This is a genomic window from Pseudomonas sp. P108 (assembly GCF_032613195.1).
Classification (GTDB): Bacteria; Pseudomonadota; Gammaproteobacteria; order Pseudomonadales; family Pseudomonadaceae; genus Aquipseudomonas.
Window position 1 is genome coordinate 5,542,934 of the sequence record NZ_CP126691.1, and the last position, 20,177, is coordinate 5,563,110.

23 protein-coding genes and 1 pseudogene are annotated in these 20,177 nt (G+C 59.2%); 13 read left to right on the forward strand and 11 right to left on the reverse strand.

Annotated features, from left to right (window positions below; all coding sequences use genetic code 11):
• Positions 1-48 precede the first annotated feature (48 nt).
• Positions 49-633 (forward strand): TMEM165/GDT1 family protein, encoded by a 585-nt coding sequence (locus tag QOM10_RS24345; protein WP_007912813.1) that lies wholly within the window; start codon positions 49-51, stop codon positions 631-633.
• 124 nt (positions 634-757) lie between these two features.
• Here QOM10_RS24345 and QOM10_RS24350 read toward each other — a convergent pair whose 3' ends face one another.
• Complete coding sequence (locus QOM10_RS24350; RefSeq protein ID WP_150750485.1) at positions 758-1,576, reverse strand: M48 family metallopeptidase; 819 nt, start codon at positions 1,574-1,576, stop codon at positions 758-760.
• Between the two features lie 1,350 nt (positions 1,577-2,926).
• Here QOM10_RS24350 and QOM10_RS31405 point away from each other — a divergent pair.
• Together QOM10_RS31405 and QOM10_RS31410 are read left to right on the forward strand one after the other, a co-directional pair.
• Positions 2,927-3,124 (forward strand): annotated as a pseudogene (locus QOM10_RS31405) (HAMP domain-containing protein); the annotation flags it as partial.
• Positions 3,125-3,235: 111 nt separating this feature from the next.
• Positions 3,236-3,979, forward strand: a complete 744-nt coding sequence (locus tag QOM10_RS31410) for a methyl-accepting chemotaxis protein (protein ID WP_371857753.1) — start codon at positions 3,236-3,238, stop codon at positions 3,977-3,979.
• A gap of 206 nt (positions 3,980-4,185) precedes the next feature.
• Here QOM10_RS31410 and QOM10_RS24360 read toward each other — a convergent pair whose 3' ends face one another.
• Genes QOM10_RS24360 through QOM10_RS24370 form a run of 3 tightly spaced genes read right to left on the reverse strand, consistent with a single transcriptional unit; the run spans position 4,186 to position 5,298 of the window.
• On the reverse strand, positions 4,186-4,809 hold the full coding sequence (locus QOM10_RS24360; protein WP_127929732.1) for an SOS response-associated peptidase: 624 nt from the start codon (positions 4,807-4,809) through the stop codon (positions 4,186-4,188).
• A 36-nt stretch (positions 4,810-4,845) separates the two neighbouring features.
• Positions 4,846-5,106 carry a putative signal transducing protein gene (locus QOM10_RS24365; RefSeq protein ID WP_007912819.1) on the reverse strand — a complete coding sequence of 87 codons (261 nt, stop codon included), beginning with the start codon at positions 5,104-5,106 and terminating at the stop codon, positions 4,846-4,848.
• A 9-nt stretch (positions 5,107-5,115) separates the two neighbouring features.
• Complete coding sequence (locus QOM10_RS24370) at positions 5,116-5,298, reverse strand: CPXCG motif-containing cysteine-rich protein (protein ID WP_127929733.1); 183 nt, start codon at positions 5,296-5,298, stop codon at positions 5,116-5,118.
• Between the two features lie 142 nt (positions 5,299-5,440).
• Between QOM10_RS24370 and QOM10_RS24375 the strand changes: the two genes are divergently transcribed.
• Positions 5,441-6,604 (forward strand): 1-acyl-sn-glycerol-3-phosphate acyltransferase, encoded by a 1,164-nt coding sequence (locus QOM10_RS24375; protein WP_176470129.1) that lies wholly within the window; start codon positions 5,441-5,443, stop codon positions 6,602-6,604.
• A 97-nt stretch (positions 6,605-6,701) separates the two neighbouring features.
• On the opposite strand, the gene QOM10_RS24380 is transcribed toward QOM10_RS24375, so the two are convergent.
• Positions 6,702-6,980: a hypothetical protein gene (locus QOM10_RS24380; RefSeq protein ID WP_016985168.1), complete on the reverse strand. Its 279-nt coding sequence runs from the start codon at positions 6,978-6,980 to the stop codon at positions 6,702-6,704.
• 193 nt (positions 6,981-7,173) lie between these two features.
• On the opposite strand from QOM10_RS24380, the gene QOM10_RS24385 reads away from it, so the two are divergent.
• Entirely contained in the window at positions 7,174-7,380 is a 207-nt protein-coding gene (locus QOM10_RS24385) for a hypothetical protein (RefSeq protein WP_008083982.1), read from the forward strand.
• A gap of 267 nt (positions 7,381-7,647) precedes the next feature.
• Here the strand turns inward: QOM10_RS24385 and QOM10_RS24390 are convergent, their stop codons facing one another.
• A complete protein-coding gene (locus QOM10_RS24390; RefSeq protein WP_008086137.1) occupies positions 7,648-8,232 on the reverse strand; it encodes a YajG family lipoprotein in 585 nt (194 codons plus the stop codon).
• A 204-nt stretch (positions 8,233-8,436) separates the two neighbouring features.
• Here QOM10_RS24390 and QOM10_RS24395 point away from each other — a divergent pair, with 204 nt between their 5' ends.
• Together QOM10_RS24395 and mqo are read left to right on the forward strand one after the other, a co-directional pair.
• The gene (locus QOM10_RS24395) at positions 8,437-8,670 is read left to right on the forward strand and encodes a hypothetical protein (RefSeq protein WP_127929735.1); all 234 of its coding nucleotides are present in this window, start codon (positions 8,437-8,439) and stop codon (positions 8,668-8,670) included.
• 709 nt (positions 8,671-9,379) lie between these two features.
• Positions 9,380-10,888 carry a malate dehydrogenase (quinone) gene (gene mqo, locus QOM10_RS24400; RefSeq protein WP_316917083.1) on the forward strand — a complete coding sequence of 503 codons (1,509 nt, stop codon included), beginning with the start codon at positions 9,380-9,382 and terminating at the stop codon, positions 10,886-10,888.
• 67 nt (positions 10,889-10,955) lie between these two features.
• Here mqo and QOM10_RS24405 read toward each other — a convergent pair whose 3' ends face one another.
• From QOM10_RS24405 to QOM10_RS24415, 3 genes are all read right to left on the reverse strand, one after another.
• Positions 10,956-11,243: a PA4642 family protein gene (locus QOM10_RS24405; protein WP_127929737.1), complete on the reverse strand. Its 288-nt coding sequence runs from the start codon at positions 11,241-11,243 to the stop codon at positions 10,956-10,958.
• Between the two features lie 63 nt (positions 11,244-11,306).
• Positions 11,307-11,786, reverse strand: coding sequence for a hypothetical protein (locus QOM10_RS24410; RefSeq protein ID WP_316917084.1), 480 nt, complete (start codon positions 11,784-11,786; stop codon positions 11,307-11,309).
• A 180-nt stretch (positions 11,787-11,966) separates the two neighbouring features.
• Complete coding sequence (locus tag QOM10_RS24415) at positions 11,967-12,524, reverse strand: hypoxanthine-guanine phosphoribosyltransferase (protein WP_016987197.1); 558 nt, start codon at positions 12,522-12,524, stop codon at positions 11,967-11,969.
• Between the two features lie 163 nt (positions 12,525-12,687).
• Here QOM10_RS24415 and upp point away from each other — a divergent pair, with 163 nt between their 5' ends.
• Positions 12,688-13,326, forward strand: a complete 639-nt coding sequence (gene upp, locus QOM10_RS24420; RefSeq protein WP_007912842.1) for a uracil phosphoribosyltransferase — start codon at positions 12,688-12,690, stop codon at positions 13,324-13,326.
• Positions 13,327-13,328: 2 nt separating this feature from the next.
• Entirely contained in the window at positions 13,329-14,603 is a 1,275-nt protein-coding gene (locus QOM10_RS24425; RefSeq protein WP_007912843.1) for a uracil-xanthine permease family protein, read from the forward strand.
• 115 nt (positions 14,604-14,718) lie between these two features.
• Here the strand turns inward: QOM10_RS24425 and hemH are convergent, their stop codons facing one another.
• Positions 14,719-15,744 (reverse strand): ferrochelatase, encoded by a 1,026-nt coding sequence (gene hemH, locus QOM10_RS24430; RefSeq protein ID WP_127929739.1) that lies wholly within the window; start codon positions 15,742-15,744, stop codon positions 14,719-14,721.
• Between the two features lie 13 nt (positions 15,745-15,757).
• Positions 15,758-16,660 carry a TIGR01777 family oxidoreductase gene (locus QOM10_RS24435; protein WP_127929740.1) on the reverse strand — a complete coding sequence of 301 codons (903 nt, stop codon included), beginning with the start codon at positions 16,658-16,660 and terminating at the stop codon, positions 15,758-15,760.
• A 197-nt stretch (positions 16,661-16,857) separates the two neighbouring features.
• Here QOM10_RS24435 and QOM10_RS24440 point away from each other — a divergent pair, with 197 nt between their 5' ends.
• The 4 genes from QOM10_RS24440 (at position 16,858) to QOM10_RS24455 (ending at position 20,175) form a co-directional block, all read left to right on the forward strand.
• A complete protein-coding gene (locus tag QOM10_RS24440) occupies positions 16,858-17,844 on the forward strand; it encodes an NAD(P)/FAD-dependent oxidoreductase (protein WP_150750490.1) in 987 nt (328 codons plus the stop codon).
• Positions 17,841-18,056, forward strand: coding sequence for a TIGR02450 family Trp-rich protein (locus tag QOM10_RS24445; protein ID WP_127929742.1), 216 nt, complete (start codon positions 17,841-17,843; stop codon positions 18,054-18,056). The genes QOM10_RS24440 and QOM10_RS24445 overlap by 4 nt, the downstream gene beginning before the upstream one ends.
• A 215-nt stretch (positions 18,057-18,271) precedes the next feature.
• Positions 18,272-19,234 (forward strand): DUF523 and DUF1722 domain-containing protein, encoded by a 963-nt coding sequence (locus QOM10_RS24450; protein WP_316917085.1) that lies wholly within the window; start codon positions 18,272-18,274, stop codon positions 19,232-19,234.
• Positions 19,234-20,175 (forward strand): MerR family transcriptional regulator, encoded by a 942-nt coding sequence (locus tag QOM10_RS24455; RefSeq protein WP_316917086.1) that lies wholly within the window; start codon positions 19,234-19,236, stop codon positions 20,173-20,175. Before QOM10_RS24450 ends, QOM10_RS24455 begins: the two co-directional genes overlap by 1 nt.
• The last annotated feature ends 2 nt before the right edge of the window (positions 20,176-20,177 follow it).

Here is a 20,177-nt window from a genome sequence, read left to right on the forward strand (position 1 = left end):
AGGCTGTACGTGTCATAGCCGTGTCGACCCGCCCCTTAGGAAATCCTGATGCTGGACTCGTTACTCGTTCCCACCGCAATCGTTGCCTTGGCCGAAATCGGCGACAAGACGCAACTGCTCGCGCTGATTCTCGCCGCTCGCTTCCGCAAACCCTGGCCGATCATTGCCGGTATTGTCGCTGCGACCCTGGCCAACCACGCAGCAGCCGGTGCGGTAGGCGCCTGGTTCGGCAGTTTCTTCTCGAATGCGACGCTGCACTGGATCCTCGCCGCGAGCTTCACGGCCACGGCGCTGTGGACGCTGGTGCCGGACAAAATGGACGACGATGAAACCAGCACCGCGCGCAAGTTCGGGCCTTTCCTGACCACACTGATTGCATTCTTCCTGGCGGAAATGGGCGACAAGACTCAGGTCGCCACGGTGATGCTCGCGGCGCAATACCCGGATCTGTGGCTGGTGATTATCGGTACGACAGCGGGCATGTTGATTGCCAACGTGCCAGTGGTATTGGCCGGTAACTTTGCCGCCGACAAATTGCCACTGACCCTGATCCGTCGCCTCGCAGCTTCGGCGTTCATGATTCTGGCAATTGTTGCGGTGTACAAAGCCATGCAGAGTAGTGGCTGGGTTTAACCCTGAGAGAAGGATCGTTCCCACGCTCTGCGTGGGAATGCAGCCGGGGACGCTCTGCGTCCCTTTTGGAACGCGGAGCGTCCTTAGAGGCATTCCCACGCAGAGCGTGGGAACGATCACCGACTCAGGATTTCGGGGCCTGTTCGTACAGCGGCATGACCTTTGGGATCGCCGCCTGCAACGAGGCAATCCGGCTGGTCGAGGCCGGGTGAGTGCTCATGAACTCCGGCGGCGAACCTTCCGACGCTTTGCTCATCTTGTTCCACAAAGTGATCGCGGCGTTCGGGTTGTAACCGGCGCGTGCGGCCAGCTCCAGACCAATCAGATCGGCTTCGTTTTCGTTGGCACGGCTGTTCGGCAAGGTCATGCCGTAATTGGCCACGGTGTCGGCCAGCGCCAGACTGTCCTGACCCAGACCAAGTAATGCACCTGCGCCCTGCTTGGCCATTTCAATCCCGTAGGCTTTGGACATTGCTTCACGACCATGCTCGCGCAGGGCGTGGGCGATTTCATGGCCCATGACCGCGGCGATTTCATCGTCGGTGAGCTTCAGGCTGTCAATCAGTCCGGTGTAGAAAATGATCTTGCCGCCAGGCCCGCAGTTGGCGTTGAGCTCGTCGCTCTTGATCAGATTGACTTCCCACTGCCACTGCGCCGAATCCGGACGGAAGTTCGGCGCCTGGGCGATCAAGCGATTGGCAATTGCCTGAACCCGCTTGGCCTCAGGACTGGTCTTGTCCAGCACACCTTTGCTGGAGGCTTCACCGACAGTCTTCTGATACGACTGGGCATACATCTGGTCGACCTCTTGCGAGGACAGCATGCTGAACATGTACTGCTTGCGCTCCACACCCACGGCACCGCCGCTGGTGGTGTTGACCGACTGACAACCGGCCAGCAACAGCGCTGCGCCCAGTGCACTTACAACCAATGTCTTGTTCATTCAAAAGCTCCCTGAAAACCTGCGCGTATCCTAGGCGGGTAATTGTATCGACGCCAGATACAACGGACGTGCTGCAGCGACTTTCAGACGTTTCCCACCATGGCTGTCGTAAAAAATTCACAGCAACGGCAGAGCCTCTGCCACTGCGTCGCGCACTGATCCATTTGCGACATCGGCGTTCAATTGCCACTGCCCGCGCTCATGGCCCAATGCCGCCTGCCGATATATCACCGCAGACGTCCTCTTGCGTGCGGAGCTCCCATGAAGTTCAAGTCGATCCAGTTTTCCGTCGCCGCCCTGGCCGGCGCCATCGTGCTCAGTGTGGTCGCCGCGCTAGTGCTGTATGCGCTGTTCTCCGGTGCGCGCACGCAAGAGATGGTGCAACAACGCACCCAGGCGCAGTTCGAGCAAGTCATCGAACAGCGCCTGACCTCGCTGGCGCAAACCCAGGTCAGCCAGATCCAGCGCGAACTCGAAGCGCCGCTGCTGATTGCCGGCGGGCTGGTGCGGGTCAACGCCCTGCTCGGTACGCCGGGCGCCGATGGTCAGCCGCGCCTCACTGTCAGTCGCGAGCAACTGATCAGCCTGATCAAAGAGAACGTCGAAAAGAACCCGAAAATTCTCGGCACTTACATCGGCTGGGAAAAAAATGCTCTTGACCACAATGACGCGGCCTATGTCGGCACCAGCGTGGCTGGCATCGACGCGGCCAACGGGCGTTTTCTGCCGTGGTGGTTCCGCAACGATGACGGCACCCTCGGCCTCGACAAACTGGTCGACGTTGACGACCAGAAAACCCTGTCCACCGGTGTGCGCGCCAGCGAGTACTACCTGTGCTCGAAGGAGAGCAAAAAATCCTGTGTGATCGATCCGGCGCCGTACAAGGTCGGCGACAAGATCGTCATGCTCGCCTCCTTTATTGAACCGATCATGCTCAACGGCGCCTTCCAGGGCATCGTCGGCGCTGACCTGTCGGTGAACTTCATTCAGGAAATGCTCCTCGCAGCCAACCAGAAGCTCTACAGCGGCGCCGGGCAAATGGCCCTGATCGGCGGCAATGGCCGGATCGTCGCCTACACCAAAGACCCGAGCAAATTCGGCGAAAAAGTCAGCGATATCCTCGATGCCGAGCAGACCGCCAACATGGCCAATCTCAAGCGCGATGAAGTGACTTACTCGGTCAACAAGGACAAGGGGCGCATCGAGTTGTACCTGCCGTTCGGCATCGGCCAGACGGACGCGCGCTGGACATTGATGCTGCAATTGCCTCTGAACGCGGTGATGGCTGATCTGCAGAAGCTACAGGCCGATCTGGATGCTCAGCGTAAATCCGACACCTTCGGCATGGCCATGGTCGGTCTGCTCATCGCTGGCATTGGCTTGCTAGTGATCTGGCTGGTCGGTCACGGCATTGCCCGACCACTGAAGCAGATGGTCGCGATGCTCAATGACATTGCTCAGGGTGAAGGTGACCTGACCCGACGCTTGAGCAGTGATCGCAGCGACGAATTGGGCTCGATCGCCAAGGGCTTCAACACCTTTTTGGCCAAATTGCAGGCGATGATCACGCAGGTAGTGACGTCGGTGCAGAGCGTCAGCGATTCCTCGGAGCACACCGCCGACATCGCCATTCGCACCAACATCGGCATTCAGAAACAAATGGCCGAGATTGATCAGGTCGCCACGGCAGTGCAGGAAATGACCGCCACCGCGCAGGACGTCGCACGTAACGCGACGCAGGCGGCACAAGCCGCCAGTCACGCCGATCAAGCGGCCAGTCAGGGCATGCAGATCGTCCGCGACACCTCGAATTCGATTGGCGTGCTGGCAGTGGAAATTGGCAAAGCCGTAGACGTGGTGCAGACGCTGGCCAAGGACAGCGAAAACATCAACGCGATTCTCACGGCGATTCGCGGGATTGCCGAGCAGACCAATCTGCTGGCCCTGAACGCGGCGATTGAAGCGGCGCGTGCCGGTGAGCAAGGTCGCGGTTTTGCCGTGGTCGCCGACGAGGTGCGCAATCTGGCGCAGAAAACCCAGAAAGCCACCGAAGAAATCCAGAGCATGATCCAGCAACTGCAACAGGGCACACGCGACGTGGTGCGGGTCATGGAAGACAGCCAGAACCGCACTGATGAAAGCGTGCAGCACGCGGCGAAAGCGGCTGAGGCGCTGGAAACGATTACTCAGGCAGTTTCGGTGATCAACGACATGAACACGCAGATTGCCAGCGCAGCGGAAGAACAGAGCGCGGTGGCCGATGACATCAATCGCAATGTGATCAACATCGGGCAAGTGGCCAATGAAGTGGCAGGCGGTGCGGATGAGTCGAGTTCGGCGAGTGCTGATTTGACCAAACTGGCGGAGCAGCAGCGGCGGTTGATCAATCAGTTCAAGGTCTGAAAAGCGAAAAGCCCCTCACCCTAACCCTCTCCCAGAGGGAGAGGGGACTGATTGGGGGATATTTCAGAATGACACCGACCTGAAAGATCTTCACTGAATCCATAATCGACTCGATGCATCAGGTCGGTGAATCGCTCAAGACAACTCGGTCGGTCCCCTCTCCCTCGGGGAGATGGCTAGGGTGAGGGGCTTTTGACCTTCAGGCTTTAACCCGGGGTCAAACACTCCGGCCCATTGAGCTTCGGATCATTGATCAGATTCGCCAACACCCGCTCGCGCAACGCCGCCGGTTCACTGGCCAGCAACCCTTGCAACACATGCAATGGCGTTTCGGGATCGAGCCACGCCGCCTGCCCCGCCTCATCGAGAATCAACGGCCGCCGCTGACTCGACGCCGGCTGAGTGATCACCGCCGTACTCAACCACACCTGTTCCTGCACCGGATACGCCTCCCAGATCGCCGCAAAAAACAGCGAAGAGCCCTCCCCCGGCGTTAGCCAGAACGGGCGCTTGCGCTGGGTCCCGCGCCATTCATAGAAACCATTCGCCGGCAGCAGGCAGCGACGCTGGCGCAGCGCCTCACGAAACATCGGCTGCTCGGCCACGGTTTCCGCCCGGGCATGCGCCGGGGTTCTCGACAGATCGGTCAGCCACGGCGGTGTCAGCCCCCAACGGGCGCGCGCCAAGGTGCGCTGGCCGTCTTCAGCGGCGCGCAGCATCAACACCGAATCATTGGGGGAAATGTTCCACTGCGCCTGCTGATCGGCGGGAAAACCTGGCAGGGCCGCGAAATCGCGGTTCCAGCGAAACAGGGCATAACGTCCACACATGGGGCAACACGACTCTGAAGTAAAACGAAGCTCAGCCTAACAGACCAGCGTTCCGGGGAAGCTCTCCGGTTCATCGCCGGGCAGCGGCAGCGCGGCATTGTACGCGGTGATCAGCTCGCGAGCGTATTCGGCCTGATCGTTATCGACGGACAAGCCCAACAGACCGAAGATCGGCAGCTCGCCCGTTCCACCGAGCAAATCGCGGCCAATCAAGTGCGCCTCGATGCCTTCGCTGGCGAGCATGCCCTTGAGCATTTCACCTTCCATCAGGTTTTCCGGCTCGTAGATTCGCTGCATGGGCGCGCCTCACTCGTTTTCGCTGAAGACTTCCAGATGCCATTCCTCTCCATGAACCTGCAACACGAACGTTATTGGCTGACAACACACCTGACAGTCCTCGATGTAAGTCTGATCTCCACCGGACAGGTCCAGCGTCGTCTCTACTGCTTCCCCACAATAAGGACATTCGTATTCAGCGGTTTCCAGCATCGCGGTCTCCCAAGTGACTTGTGCGTATAATCGCCGGTCTATTTGCAGGGCTATTTTTGTCTGGCTACTTTTTCAGACCGTGCCCCGCGGGTTTTCGATCAAAACCTTTACTTACCCTAGCCGTTTCCAACAAGAGAGCATGATGGGCGAATTCGATGCCATCCGACCTTACGACGACAGCGAAGTACCTGTGGTACTGGCAAGACTGCTCGGCGACAAGGCGTTTCTAGATATCCTCACCCACTTCCGCTTCCCGCGTTTTGCCGGTGCCTTCGGCTGGATGCTCAAACCACTTATAGCCCATCGGCTGCGTCGTGAGTTCGCCGACGTGACGTCGGTGGCGACGTTGCAGGACAAGGTCGAGTCCTACGTCGACCACACCATCGAGCGCGCCACCGACGGCGTGACCTACACCGGTGTCGAGCAATTCAAGTCCGGCAGCGCCTATCTGTTCATCGCCAACCACCGCGATATCGTGATGGACCCGGCCTTCGTCAACTACGCCGTGTACCACGCTGGCCTGCCGACGCCGCGCATCGCGATTGGCGACAACCTGCTGCAAAAACCGTTTGTCAGCGACCTGATGCGTTTGAACAAGAGCTTCATCGTCCACCGTTCGATCACCGGCCGCCGCGAGAAAATGGCTGCGTATCAACTGTTGTCGGCGTACATCAACCACTCGATCCGCAACGATTGCGCGTCGATCTGGATCGCTCAGGCCGAAGGTCGGGCGAAGGACGGAGACGACCGCACCGAGTCGGCGATCCTCAAGATGTTCCACATGAGCCGCAAGGACGAGCCGTTCGGCGAAGTGATCCGCTCGCTGAATGTCACCCCGGTGTCGATCAGCTACGAATACGATCCGTGCGACCAGGCCAAGGCCCGCGAGCTGTACATCCGCGCGACCACCGGCACTTACGCGAAAGCGCCGGGCGAGGATGACGTAAGCATTGCCAAGGGCATCACTGGCTACAAGGGCCGCGTGCATGTGAACTTTGCTGCGCCGATCACTGAGCTGTTCGAAGACACCAAGCAATTGGCGGTCGAAATGGACAAGCAGATTCTCGGCGGTTACCGGTTGTTCCCGGTGCATTACCTGGCGTATGCGCAGTGGGCCGATGCTGATCCGCAGTTGAATGTGCCGAAAGCTGCCGAGGTATTCCCGGCGGATGAACTGGCCAAGGCGCAGGAAGAATGGCAGAGCCGGCTGGATGCATGCCCTGCAGAGCACCGTCCGTATCTGGTGCTGCAATACGCGACGCCGGTACGTAATCAGTATCGGGTCAAGGCTGGGTTGCCGCTGTAAAACAACGGCAAGATCAAAAGATCGCAGCCTGCGGCAGCTCCTACACGGGAATGATGTACACCCTGTAGGAGCTGCCGCAGGCTGCGATCTTTTGCTTTTAGAAGCGCGTGCTGATCCAGGAAACGATCAGGGCCAGGCCCAGGCAAGCAAAACCAAAACGATAGAAAAACCGGTTCATGCGCAAGGTCGCCCAATCCAGTATCGGCTCGGCATTCGGCTGTGCCTGACGCTGGGCGGCAATGCTGGCCATCGCGCGCTGTTCACGGCGACGAGTGGCGTGCAGCAGCCAACTGCCCGGAAACGCCAACAGCAGTGCCAGCAAGTTGATCAACTTGGCGGGATGGGCGGTAAACAGCGTCATCAAGTGCAGCGACATCACAGACCTCTATCTGAACCGGTATGGCAGACGCCAGATCGACGACTGCGGCGCGGATTCTACCGAAACCTTGCTCCCCTGCCCCAGCCTTTGCGACAAATTACCTGACAATCGACCGATGGCTGTCCTGTGTCACGGCATCGTCATGTGGATAGGCCACCCTGCGCGCCTCGAAACACACATGGAACGCGACATGCTTCACGCTGAAAACCAGGATCGTCTTTATCTCATTACCCCTTACGACGAGCAGCAAAGCCTCGTCGGCAGCCTCGCCTTCAATGTTCAGGATCGTCATTGGCTGGTGTATTGCGCACTGGGCGGGCATCAGCATGCGGATTTGCCGGAGACGGATTTGCTGACGGGTGTCAGCGTTCTCGACTTTTACTCGCAGGCTGCCTGAAAGCAAAAGCCCCTCACCCTAGCCCTCTCCCAAAGGGAGAGGGGACTGACCGAGGTGTTTATTCGAGGTACATCGACCTGAAATATCGAGCCGAACTCAGATTCTGAAAAGCCCCCGATCGACTCCCTTTCCCCCTCGCCCCCCTTGGGGGAGAGGACTGGGGTGAGGGGGATCGATTGTTCATCCAACACAAAATTTCAATCCTGACACCCACAAAAAAGCCCGAAACCATCACTGGCCCCGGGCTTTTTCACATCTGCCGAAAACTTACTCAGCCAGAACCTGACCCACAGTCGGATCCTTGAACAGACGCGTCAGCGCATCGCTCAACACGTCGCTGACCAGTTTGGTGTTGGTTTCCTGGTTCGGCGCCATGCCGAAACGCTGGTCCAGCGAAGCGCCGTAACGGCCGCTGTAACGGCGGTTGGCGTTCTGCACGTCGGAGCGGAAGGTCGCGCCGATGGTCGCCTCAGTCACGTACATGCCTTCTTTCGGCGACTGATACTTCAGCTCGGCCAGGGTCACGGTCAACTGCGGAGCATTCGGCGCGTTATTGGTCGGGGTGAAACCGAGCAGACGCACGGCGGCTTCAGCCTGAGCCTGCAGCTTGGGCAGGATCTGCTCGCGCTGCACGGTGATGGCGCTGGTTTCCGGGTACAGACCGCCACGCGTGCCCAAAGTTGGCGACGGACGACCGTCTACTACACGCACGACAACAGGCTGGCCACGACCGACCGCTGGCAGCTGGGTGGTCAGCTTCGGCTCCGGGTTCAGTTGTTGCGGGCTGTGGGCGCAGCCGGCCAAGGTCAAACCGGCCACAGTGATCAAACCGAACAACAGGCGTTGCAACATGCTCTTCTCTCCAGAATCAGGCACAAACAGGCCGGCAGTATAGCGGTGGGCCACTGCGGGTAACCAGCGCCCGACAGTGAATACTGAAATGTCTGACAAACCCGCGGGAAAGCGGTTCCTGTCACAGATTATTCACCCGGCATACACGTTCACGTCACGGCGCCTTGGCAACCTTGCAATCAGTCCCCCACAAGGTACTCAATCATGCGTTATCTGATCTCGTTGTTCTCGCCACGCCCGCTGCACCGCAGCTTCGCCCTGCTCGATCGCAACGGCCATTGCCAGGCATTCAAGCAGTGCAGCCTGCAACCGATGGGCGATGGCTGGGTGGAAATCGAAGAAATCCGCCTCAACTGGTTGCACCAGCCACTGCCCGCCAGCGCCCGCGTCATAGCGTCGCAGCCCCGTGCACGGGTGCAAGCGATGTTGAGCATCTGACCGGATGCCTAATAAAAGTCATTAAACACGAGCAACTGCCCGCATTTCTTCGATACAATCTCCCCCCGATTATAAGGACGTCTCCTGATCGGGCCCCGCAACAGCGTCAATGCGCATGCATCGACACCCAAAATCGCCCACAGAGAGCCGCCCACACAGATCGAGTGAAGTTGGCGCGCTTGCCTGTTCTTCCGGCAAAAACCCCGCTTTTCGCGAATCTGCAGAGCTGTCATGACGCTCGGCCACCGCGTTGTTTTGCCTTTGCGGGCAAGGTGCCAGGCCTGGACAGCCCTTTTTTGAGGTTCACGTCTTCAAAAGAGCGTGAAAAAAACGGGTTTTCACAACTTCACAAGAGTGTGGCGAGCAAATGAAAAGTTTTGCGTCTGAACATGCACCATTAGCGTCTGAAACAGCCCAACGACACAGGACCGGGTATACCTCGAATATCGGAGCCTGAAGCCTGTCCGCTACGGATTTGGTTGCACAAAAACGGATGTCTCGACCATAAGTCGAATTGCCAGCTACGTGCTGAAATGAGTTCATGGAGCTCTTGAAAGCCAAGCCGCATACATCCGTCGAAGTTGCGAAAAATTGCGAAGATTCGGACATGGCGACCTGACCACGGATAGCTGGGGCATAACTGATCTGTCCCGGAACGCCTGGCAGCCATGCCGACAATTTGGTGCTGCAGATTTTGGAGACGCGTTAAATGGCGCATAACGAAGCAGTCGACATAGTTCTGGTTGGGGCGGGCATCATGAGTGCCACTCTGGCCGTGCTGCTCAAAGAGCTCGACCCCGCGATCAAGCTGGAAGTCGTCGAGCTGATGGATTCCGGTGCCGCAGAGAGTTCCAACCCTTGGAACAACGCCGGTACCGGCCACGCCGGTCTGTGCGAGCTGAACTACACGCCGCAAGCCGCTGATGGCACCGTCGACATCAAGAAAGCCGTGCACATCAACACCCAGTTCGAGGTGTCGAAGCAGTTCTGGTCGTACCTGACCAAGAAAGGCACGTTCGGCTCGTGCAAATCCTTTATCAGCCCGGTGCCGCACCTGAGTTTCGTCCAGGGCGACAAAGGCGTTTCCTTCCTCAAGGAACGTTTCGACGTCCTGCACAAGCATCACGCCTTCTCCGACATGGAGTACACCGAAGACAAGGCCAAGATGGCCGAGTGGATGCCGCTGATGATGCCGGGCCGCTCGCCGGACGAAGTCCTCGCTGCCACTCGCGTGATGAACGGCACCGACGTCAACTTCGGCGCCCTGACCAATCAGTTGCTCAAGCACCTGACCAGCGCCCCGGACACTCAAGTCAAATACTGCAAGCGCGTCACTGGCCTCAAGCGTAACGGCGCCGGCTGGACCGTCAGCATCAAGGACGTCAACAACGGTAACACCCGCGAAGTCGACGCCAAGTTCGTTTTCCTCGGTGCTGGCGGCGCGGCCCTGCCGTTGCTGCAAGCCTCGGGCATCGAAGAAAGCAAAGGCTTCGGCGGCTTCCCGATCAGCGGCCAGTGGCTGCGTTGCGACAATCCGGAAGTGGTCAAGCACCACCAGGCCAAGGTCTACAGCCAGGCAGCAGTGGGTTCGCCACCGATGTCGGTGCCGCACCTGGACACCCGCGTGGTCGACGGCAAGAAATCCCTGCTGTTCGGGCCGTACGCCGGTTTCACCACCAAGTTCCTCAAGCACGGCTCCTTCATGGATCTGCCGCTGTCGGTTCGCGCCGGCAACATCGGGCCGATGCTGGCCGTGGCGAAAAACAACATGGACCTGACCAAGTACCTGGTCAGCGAAGTGATGCAATCGATGGAGCAGCGTCTGGATTCCCTGCGCCGCTTCTACCCTGAGGCGAAAGCCGAAGACTGGCGCCTGGAAGTGGCCGGCCAACGGGTGCAGATCATCAAGAAAGACCCGAAAAAGGGCGGCATCCTGCAGTTCGGTACCGAACTGGTCTCGGCCAAGGACGGCTCCCTCGCCGCCTTGCTCGGCGCTTCGCCGGGTGCGTCGGTGACCGTTTCGATCATGCTCGAGCTGATCGAGAAGTGCTTCCCGGCCAAGGCCAAGGGCGAGTGGGCTGGCAAACTGGCAGAGATCTTCCCGGCCCGTGAAAAGGTCCTGGAAACCGATGCTGCGCTGTATCGCAAGATCAACACGCAGAACAACATCGCGCTGGAACTGGTTGAAGAAAGCAGCGAGACCCCAAGCTACGCTTGATCTTGCCGCATAAAAAACGCCCCGTACTCAGTGAGCGCGGGGCGTTTTTTTATGCCTGGGAAAAGCCTCAGGTGCGGGACTTTTCGATCAGCTCAATGTATTCCGGGGCGTTGCGCTGATCGGCTATCACCTCAACGAAGGTCTTGCCCTGCTCGTCCTTGCCATCCACGTCATAACCAGCTGCAACGAAGAAACCCAGAAAGCGTTCGAAGTCGTCGATACGCAGGCCACGGTAGGCCTTGATCAGTTTGTGCAGCGACGGCGAAGTGGCGTCGACCGGCTCAAAATCGAGGAACAGCTTGATCTGCTCATCGCCGATCTCGTCACCAATCACTTGTTTCTTATCTTTACGCATTGCCGACTCCAGCTCGCAGACATTACACGGGGCGGGCAGTTTACCCCTGCCCGGCCGCCCGGCTCAACGCGATCGCACAGCGCCGGTGTGCAAATCGGCCCAGATGTGGCCATTGGCGTAACTGAGGAACTGCACATACACAGTGTCGTTGCGCAGCAGATCGATGATCACGCGGTATTGGGCCAGCGGATAAAACAGCGTCAGGGTCTTGCTCTTGTCGTCGTAGACCGGCTTTTTCAGGCTTTTGCTTTCGCCGTCGAAATTGACCAGCACTTGGGTGATCGTCGCGCCCTTGTTCAGGGATTTGCCTTTGAGGCGGATCATCAGCGGCGAGGTGACAGGAATCGGTTGCTGGTTGGACTGACGTTGCGCGCCCACCACTACGGCATAGTCGGTGACTTGCATGAGTTGCTGCTGCTCGGGTTCGGCATCGCGCTCGGTCAGATCGTCCGGCGGCAGGAACTGGCTGTGCATCGGCGCGGCGGACAGCGGCAGACTGAGGATCAGTAAAAGCGCGGCGAGGCTGCGGATCAAGAGGCGCATGACAAGCTCCGGGGGGGCGGGGCCGAGCACTCTAGCATGGGTATCACGGATGGATCAGCACACACAAAACAACTGTGGGAGCGAGCCTGCTCGCGAAGGCAATTTCACATTCAACACTTATCCTGAATGAAAGATCGCTTTCGCGAGCAGGCTCGCTCCCACATTGGATCGAGGCGCGGATTACATGCCTTTAACGGCAAAAATCCCGTTGGCGTTGCGCCAGTAGCCTTTGTAGTCCATGCCATAACCGAAGATGTAGCGGTCAATGCACGGCAGGCCGACGAAATCGGCTTTCAGGTCAGGACGCGCCTTGCGGTCGTGATCCTTGTCGATCAACACGGCGGTGTGCACTTTGCGCGCGCCGGCGTGTTTGCAGAAGTCGATGATCGCGCCCAGGGTGTGACCTTCATCGAGGATATCGTCGATGATCAGCACGTCGCGGTCGATGAACGAGACTTCCGGCTTGGCTTTCCAGAACAGGTCGCCGCCGCTGGTTTCGTTGCGATAACGGGTCGCGTGCAGGTAGGAGGCTTCCAGCGGGAATTGCAGGTGAGTCAGCAGTTTGCCGGAGAAAATCAGCCCGCCGTTCATCACGCAGAACACCACCGGGTTGCTGTCGGCCAGTTGTTCGTTGATTTGTGCACCGACGCGGGCAATGGCGGCCTCGACTTCAGATTCGGTGTACAGGCAGTCAGCCTCTCGCATGATTTGACGGATATGCTCGAGATCAGCGGACATGGCGCTCTCCAGGGGTTGGCGGAATTGGAAAAGCGGGCAAAGGTACGCATCCATCGAGGCCGAATCAAGCCTTTATGGACTAACGTACAGAATGTCCTATAGGACATCACCCTCGGATAGATTAATCTAGGCCGGTTTTTTTGCCCGCCGCCGGAGTTTTTCCATGCCCATCCTCGAGATCCGCCATCCGCTGATCCGTCATAAACTCGGCCTGATGCGCCGCGCCGATATCAGCACCAAGAACTTCCGTGAGCTCGCTCAGGAAGTCGGCGCCCTGTTGACCTATGAAGCTACAAAAGATCTGCCGCTGGAGTCCTACGATATTGCAGGCTGGTGCGGCACCGTGTCGGTCGAGAAAATCGCCGGCAAGAAGATTACCGTCGTGCCGATTCTGCGCGCCGGCATCGGCATGCTTGAAGGCGTGCTGAGCCTGATCCCGGGTGCCAAGGTTTCCGCTGTGGGTGTCGCCCGCAACGAAGAAACCCTGCAAGCGCACACCTATCTGGAAAAACTGGTTCCGGAAATCGACGAACGGTTGGCGATGATCATCGACCCGATGCTCGCCACCGGCAGTTCGATGGTTGCGACCATTGACCTGCTGAAGAAAGCCGGCTGCAAAGATATCCGCGCCATGGTGCTGGTTGCCGCGCCGGAAGGCATTGCAGCAGTAGAAAAAGCTCACCCGGACGTGACCATCTACACCGCGTCCATCGATGAGCGCTTGAACGAGCACGGTTACATCATCCCTGGACTTGGCGACGCCGGTGACAAGATCTTCGGCACCAAGCAGAAGGACGCGTGACCATGCAGCAAGAGTTCAACGATCCGCTCTGGCGCACGGTGCTGTCCGGCGCCCAGATGCTGTTCGTGGCTTTCGGCGCTTTGGTGCTGATGCCGCTGATCACGGGCCTGGACCCGAACGTGGCACTGTTTACCGCAGGTCTGGGAACGATTCTGTTCCAGATCGTCACCGGGCGTCAGGTGCCGGTGTTTCTGGCGTCGAGCTTCGCTTTCATCACCCCGATCATTCTCGCCAAGGGCCAGTTCGGCCTCGCCGCGACCATGGGCGGGGTGATGGCGGCCGGTTTCGTCTACACCTTCCTCGGCCTTGCCGTGAAGATCAAAGGCACGGGCTTCATTGACCGCTTGTTGCCGCCGGTGGTGATTGGTCCGGTGATCATTTCCATCGGCCTGGCCATGGCGCCGATTGCCGCGAACATGGCGATGGGCAAGGCTGGCGACGGTTCTGAACTGATCCACTACCAGACCGCAATGATGATCTCGATGCCGGCGCTGCTGACCACGCTGATCGTCGCCGTGTTCGGTAAAGGCATTTTCCGTCTGGTGCCGATCATTTCCGGCGTGCTGGTCGGTTTTGCTATGGCGTTCTATTTCGGTGTCGTTGATACCGCGAAGATTGCCGCAGCGCCATGGTTTGCGATTCCGCATTTCACCGCGCCGGAGTTCAACTGGCAGGCGATTCTGTTCATCGTTCCGGTGGCGCTGGCGCCGGCCATTGAGCACATCGGTGGTGTGATTGCCGTCGGCAGCGTGACCGGTCGCGATTACCTGAAGAAGCCGGGCCTGCATCGCACCCTGCTCGGTGACGGTATTGCCACCACCGCAGCCGGTCTGTTCGGCGGTCCGCCCAACACCACCTACGCCGAAGTGACGGGCGCGGTGATGCTGACCAAGAACTACAACCCGAAAATCATGACCTGGGCGGCGATCTTCGCCATCAGCCTGGCGTTCATCGGCAAGTTCGGCGCGCTGCTGCAGAGCATTCCGGTGCCGGTGATGGGCGGGATTCTGTGCTTGCTGTTCGGTTCGATCGCGGCGGTGGGCATGAACACCCTGATCCGTCACAAGATCGATCTGGGCGAGGCGCGCAATCTGGTGATTGTCTCGGTAACGCTGGTGTTCGGGATTGGCGGTGTGCTGGTCGGCACCGGCACCGGCCCGGACGACTTCGGCCTCAAAGGCATCGCGCTGTGCGCGGTGGTGGCGATTGCGCTGAACCTGATTCTGCCGGGCAATGATGGCTGGAAGAACAAGAAGGCGGATGAGCCGCTGATCTAAGCCTTTAGATCTGATCGTTCCCACGCTCTGCGTGGGAATGCCTCTAGGGACGCTCTGCGTCCAGTGACGCGGAGCGTCACGGGCTGCATTCCCACGCAGAGCGTGGGAACGATCATCACAGGGCCAGCGGCGCTCGTTCGCAGAGGGTCGCCAAGGCCTTGGCCCATTGCGGGTCATCGTTCAGACATGGCACCAGCACCAACTCCTCGCCCCCCGCTTCGCGGAACTGTTCCTTGCCGCGATCACCAATCTCTTCCAGCGTCTCGATGCAATCGGCGACAAACGCCGGGCACATCACCAGAATCTTCTTCACGCCACTTTTCGCCAGCTCATCCAGGCGCGCCTCAGTGTACGGTTCGATCCACTTGGCCCGGCCCAGACGCGACTGAAACGACACCGACCATTTGCCATCCGGCAGGCCCATGCGCTCAGCGAATAACGCCGCAGTACGCAGGCATTGCGCGCGATAACACGTCGCCAATACCGCAGGCGAGGCGTTCTTGCAGCAGTCGTCATTCTTGAAGCAATGATTGCCGGTCGGATCGAGTTTGGTCAGATGCCGCTCGGGCAAACCGTGGAAGCTCAGCAGCAAGTGATCGTAATCCTGCTGCAGATGCGGCCTGGCGCTTGCAACCAGCGCGTCGAGGTATTCCGGCTGATCGTAGAACGGCTGCAACACCGACAGTTGCACGTTGAGTTTCTTTTCGCGGATGACCCGCTTGGCTTCTTCGATCACTGTGGTCGTGGTGCTGTCGGCGAACTGTGGATACAGCGGCGCCAGCGTGATGCGCTTGTGCCCTGCCGCCACCAGTTTCAGCAAGCAGGTTTCAATCGACGGCTCACCGTAACGCATCGCCAGTTCTACCGGGCCATGCGTCCATTGCCGGGTCATTTGCTGCTGCAAGCGACGGCTGAGCACCACCAGCGGCGAACCTTCGTCCCACCAGATCGAGGCATAGGCGTGGGCCGATTGCTCCGGGCGTTTGATCAGGATCAGCGACACCAGCAGACGCCGCACCGGCCACGGCAGGTCGATCACATACGGGTCCATCAGGAATTGATTGAGGTAGCTGCGCACATCGGCCACCGAGGTGGAGGCCGGGGAACCCAGGTTGACCAGAAGCAAGGCGTGATCGGTCATGCAACGTCCTATTTCAGAGGCGGCTGGAGAGATCGTCCAGGGCCGCACGTAAATCCGTGAACTGGAAAGTGAAACCCGCTTCCAGCAAGCGTGCCGGCATAGCCTTCTGGCCGCCGAGCAACAACAAAGACATCTCGCCGAGGCCGACCTTCAGTGCCAGCGTCGGCATCGGCATGAACGCCGGGCGGTGTAAAACGCTGCCCAGCGTCTTGGCAAATTCGCGATTGCGCACAGGTTTCGGCGCGCAGGCATTATAAGGACCGCGGGCCTGATCGCGGTGCAGAAGAAAATCAATCAGGGCGATTTGATCGTTGATATGAATCCACGGCATCCATTGCCGACCATTGCCCAAAGGCCCGCCCAGCGCGAGTTTGAACGGCAATAACAAGCGCGACAAAAAGCCGCCCTCGGCCGACAGCACCAGCCCGGTTCGCACCAGCACCACACGGATGCCTTGGGCCTCGGCCCGTTGCGCGGTTTCCTCCCAGGCAATACACAACTGACTGGCGAAATCGTCGATCACCGGCGGCGACTCTTCCGTCAGTTCGCGCTCACCGCCATCGCCGTACCAGCCAATGGCCGATCCGGAGATCAGCAGCGCCGGTTTCTGTGATCGCGTTTCAAGCCACGCCAGCAAGGTTTCCGTGAGCTTGATACGGCTGCTCCACAGCAACGCTTTGCGTCGATGTGTCCACGGCCGATCGGCAATCGGCGCGCCAGCGAGGTTGATGATCGCGTCCAGCGGCTCGTCACCCAACTCTTCGAGACGCGCGATGCCACGCACCTGCGCACCGCAGATTTTCGCGACTTTCTCCGGTTTGCGACTCCACACCGTCAGGCGATGGCCCTGCCCCAACCAGTGTCGGCAGAGCTGACGTCCTATCAAACCAGTACCGCCGGTCAGCAATATGTGCATGACATCTTCCTCGCGTGGCGTTTAACCCGGATCACTAGTCTATTTTTATAAGCAGGGATCTTTTCTATCGGGCAGGCTCTATTGTTTAACAATAGGCCAAGCTGTCAGAACGAGAACGCTAGAAGTTATACCAAAAAACAAAATTGTACAGGTTTCATCCACGGCGTAGTCTGTACAGAAAGGTAAACGAGGCCCCTATGACTGTACCTATCGCAATCATCGGCACCGGCATCGCCGGGCTCTCCGCCGCCCAGGCTCTGACAGAGAGCGGGCATACCATCCAATTATTCGACAAGAGTCGCGGCAGCGGCGGGCGCATGTCGAGCAAGCGCAGCGACGCTGGCTCGCTGGACATGGGCGCGCAATATTTCACCGCCCGTGACCGGCGCTTCGTCACCGAAGTGCAGCGTTGGCAAAGCCAGGGCTGGGTCGCCGAGTGGACGCCACAGCTCTACACCTACCAGGGCGGGCAGCTGAATCTGTCGCCGGACGAGCAGACCCGCTGGGTCGGCACGCCGCGCATGAGCGCCATCACCCGTGGTCTGCTCGATGGCCTGGAAGTGCATTTTGCCTGCCGGATTACCGAGGTCTATCGCGGTGAGGAACACTGGCATTTGCAGGACGCCGAAGGTTTCACTCACGGGCCGTTCAGCCACGTGGTGATCGCCACGCCAGCCCCGCAAGCGACTGCATTACTGGCTGCTGCGCCGAAGCTGGCCGGTGCCGCCGCCGGGGTAAAGATGGAGCCGACCTGGGCCGTCGCCCTCGCCTTCGACACACCGCTGGATACCCCCATCGAAGGTTGTTTCGTGCAGGACAGCCCGCTCGACTGGCTGGCGCGCAACCGCAGCAAACCGGGGCGCGATACCACCCTCGACACTTGGGTGCTCCACGCCACCAGCGCGTGGAGCAGGCAACACATCGACCTGTCCAAGGAAGCGGTGATCGAGCAACTGCACGGTGCGTTTGCCGAATTGCTGCACAGCGCGATGCCTGCGCCGACCTTCAGCCTCGCCCACCGCTGGCTCTATGCGCGACCCGCGACGGGGCACGAATGGGGCACGCTGGCCGATGCCGATCTGGGCCTGTACGCCTGTGGCGACTGGTGCCTGTCGGGCCGCGTCGAGGGCGCATGGCTCAGTGGCCAGGAGGCTGCACGTCGTTTGCATGAACACCTGCAATGAACCGCATCAATCCGCAAAAATTGCTGCTGTCGAAATGGACAGCAGCTCACCCGCAGAATCGTGAAAAGCACTTTCTGGTCACCGAGTTGTTTCGCGACGAGGAAGGCACAGTGCTGGAAGTCGAGTTGCAGGCCGTGCTGACCAAGCGTGCCGAACGCCTCGATTGGCAAGTCCTCAAGAACAACGATCAGTGGTTATTGGGTTGGCAATAAAGCCCCCCTGTAGGAGTGAGCCTGCTCGCGATAGCGTCGTATCAGTCAGCATCAATATTGCTGACATACCGCAATCGCGAGCAGGCTCACTCCTACAGTGAACTGCGTTCAATCAAAAAAGTTATACAAACAATTTGACTTGTACACCCACGAATCTATGCTAAAGAAAGTTGTACAGAGATTTACCTCTGTACAGGTATAGATTCGAGGTGCCCATGTCAGATCCTTGCGTAGCCAAGCCAAAAATCGCCATCAGCGCCTGTCTGCTGGGTGCCGAGGTGCGCTACAACGGTGGGCACAAGGAATCACGGCTGTGCAGCCGCACCCTCACCGAGCATTTCGATTTCGTCCCGGTGTGTCCGGAGGTCGCAATCGGCCTGGGCATTCCTCGCGAACCGATCCGCCTCGTCGGCGAGGCCGAACATCCACAAGCGGTCGGCACGGTGAACCGGGCGATCAACGTCACCCAGCCATTGGCCGAATACGGCGAGAAAATGGCCGCCGAACTCGATGACATCTGCGGCTACATCTTGATGCAGCAATCGCCGTCCTGCGGCCTAGAACGGGTCAAGGTCTACCACGCCAACGGCGCCCCGGTGAACGGCGGCGGGCGCGGGATTTACGCCCAGGCGTTCTGCGCACAGCACCCGGATCTGCCCGTGGAAGAAGCCGGGCGCCTCAACGATCCGGTGCTGCGCGAGAACTTCATCACCCGCGTGTTCGCCTACAGCGAATGGCAGCAAGTCCTCGCGAAAGGTCTGAGCCGCCGCGCCCTCACCGAATTCCACTCGCGCTACAAATACCTGCTGATGGCGCATAACCCACTGCAATACAAAACACTGGGCAAACTGCTCGGCAACATGGCGCACAGCGATCCCGCCGAACTCGGCCCGCGCTACTTCAGCGAACTGATGGCGGCGTTGAAAAAATGCGCCACCCGTGGCACCCACTGCAACGTGCTGCTGCACATCAGCGGTTATCTGAAACAGGTAATCAGCGCTGAAGACAAACAGGAAATGCAACACGTCATCGGCCAGTACCGTCAAGGCATCGTGCCGCTGGTGGTGCCGTTGACGCTGCTCAAGCACCACTTTCGCCTCCATCCGGATTCGTACATCGCGCAACAGGTCTACCTGCAACCGCACCCGGAAAACCTCAGCCTGCGAAACGCAATCTAATGAACGACAAAATGGATACCAGTGCCAAGGAAGACCTCGGCGCGGATTTTAAAAAAGCCCTCGACGAGGGTTGGCTGCCGATTCGCGAAGTCGCGCGGCAGACCGGCGTCAATGCGATCACCCTGCGTGCGTGGGAACGCCGCTATGGGCTGGTCGTGCCACAACGCACCCCCAAGGGCCACCGACTGTATTCGGCCGAACATGTGCAGCAAATTCTGACCATCCTCACCTGGCTTAACCGTGGTGTTGCTGTCAGTCAGGTCAAACCGCTGCTCGACGCACCGCAGACGTTCAGCGAATCAGTGGAAAACGATTGGCAGCGCTTGCGCCAGACACTGCTGACGGCCGTTACGCAGCTCAATGAACGCAGCCTCGACGACAGCGTCAATCAGGCCATGGCGCTCTACCCGCCACGCACGCTGTGCGAGCAATTGCTGATGCCGTTGCTGGCGGAACTGGAGCAGCGTTGGCAGGGCCAGTTCGGCGCGCAGATGGAACGGGTGTTCTTTTATTCGTGGTTACGCAGCAAATTCGGCACACGCATCTACCATAACAATCGTCAGTTACATGGCGCCCCGCTGTTGTTGATCAATCACTCCGACCTGCCACTGGAACCTCATCTGTGGCTGTGCGCGTGGCTGATCAGTAGCGCTGATTGTCCGGTGCAAGTATTTGACTGGCCGCTGCCGGCCGCCGAGTTGGCGCTGGCGGTCGAACATCTGCAAGCCCGTGGCGTACTGCTGTATTCCAGCAAAGCCATGAACCTTGCGCAGTTGCCCAAGCTACTGAACGGAGTCAGTTGTACAAAAATGCTGGTCGGACCAACGGTATGCATCCACCACGCCGAGTTGTCCGTAAAAACCTCAGAGATGGCTGATGTGTTCCTGGCTGAAGACGCGCTTGTAGCGCACCAGGTGCTCGTTCAGCGTGGGCTGATCTAATG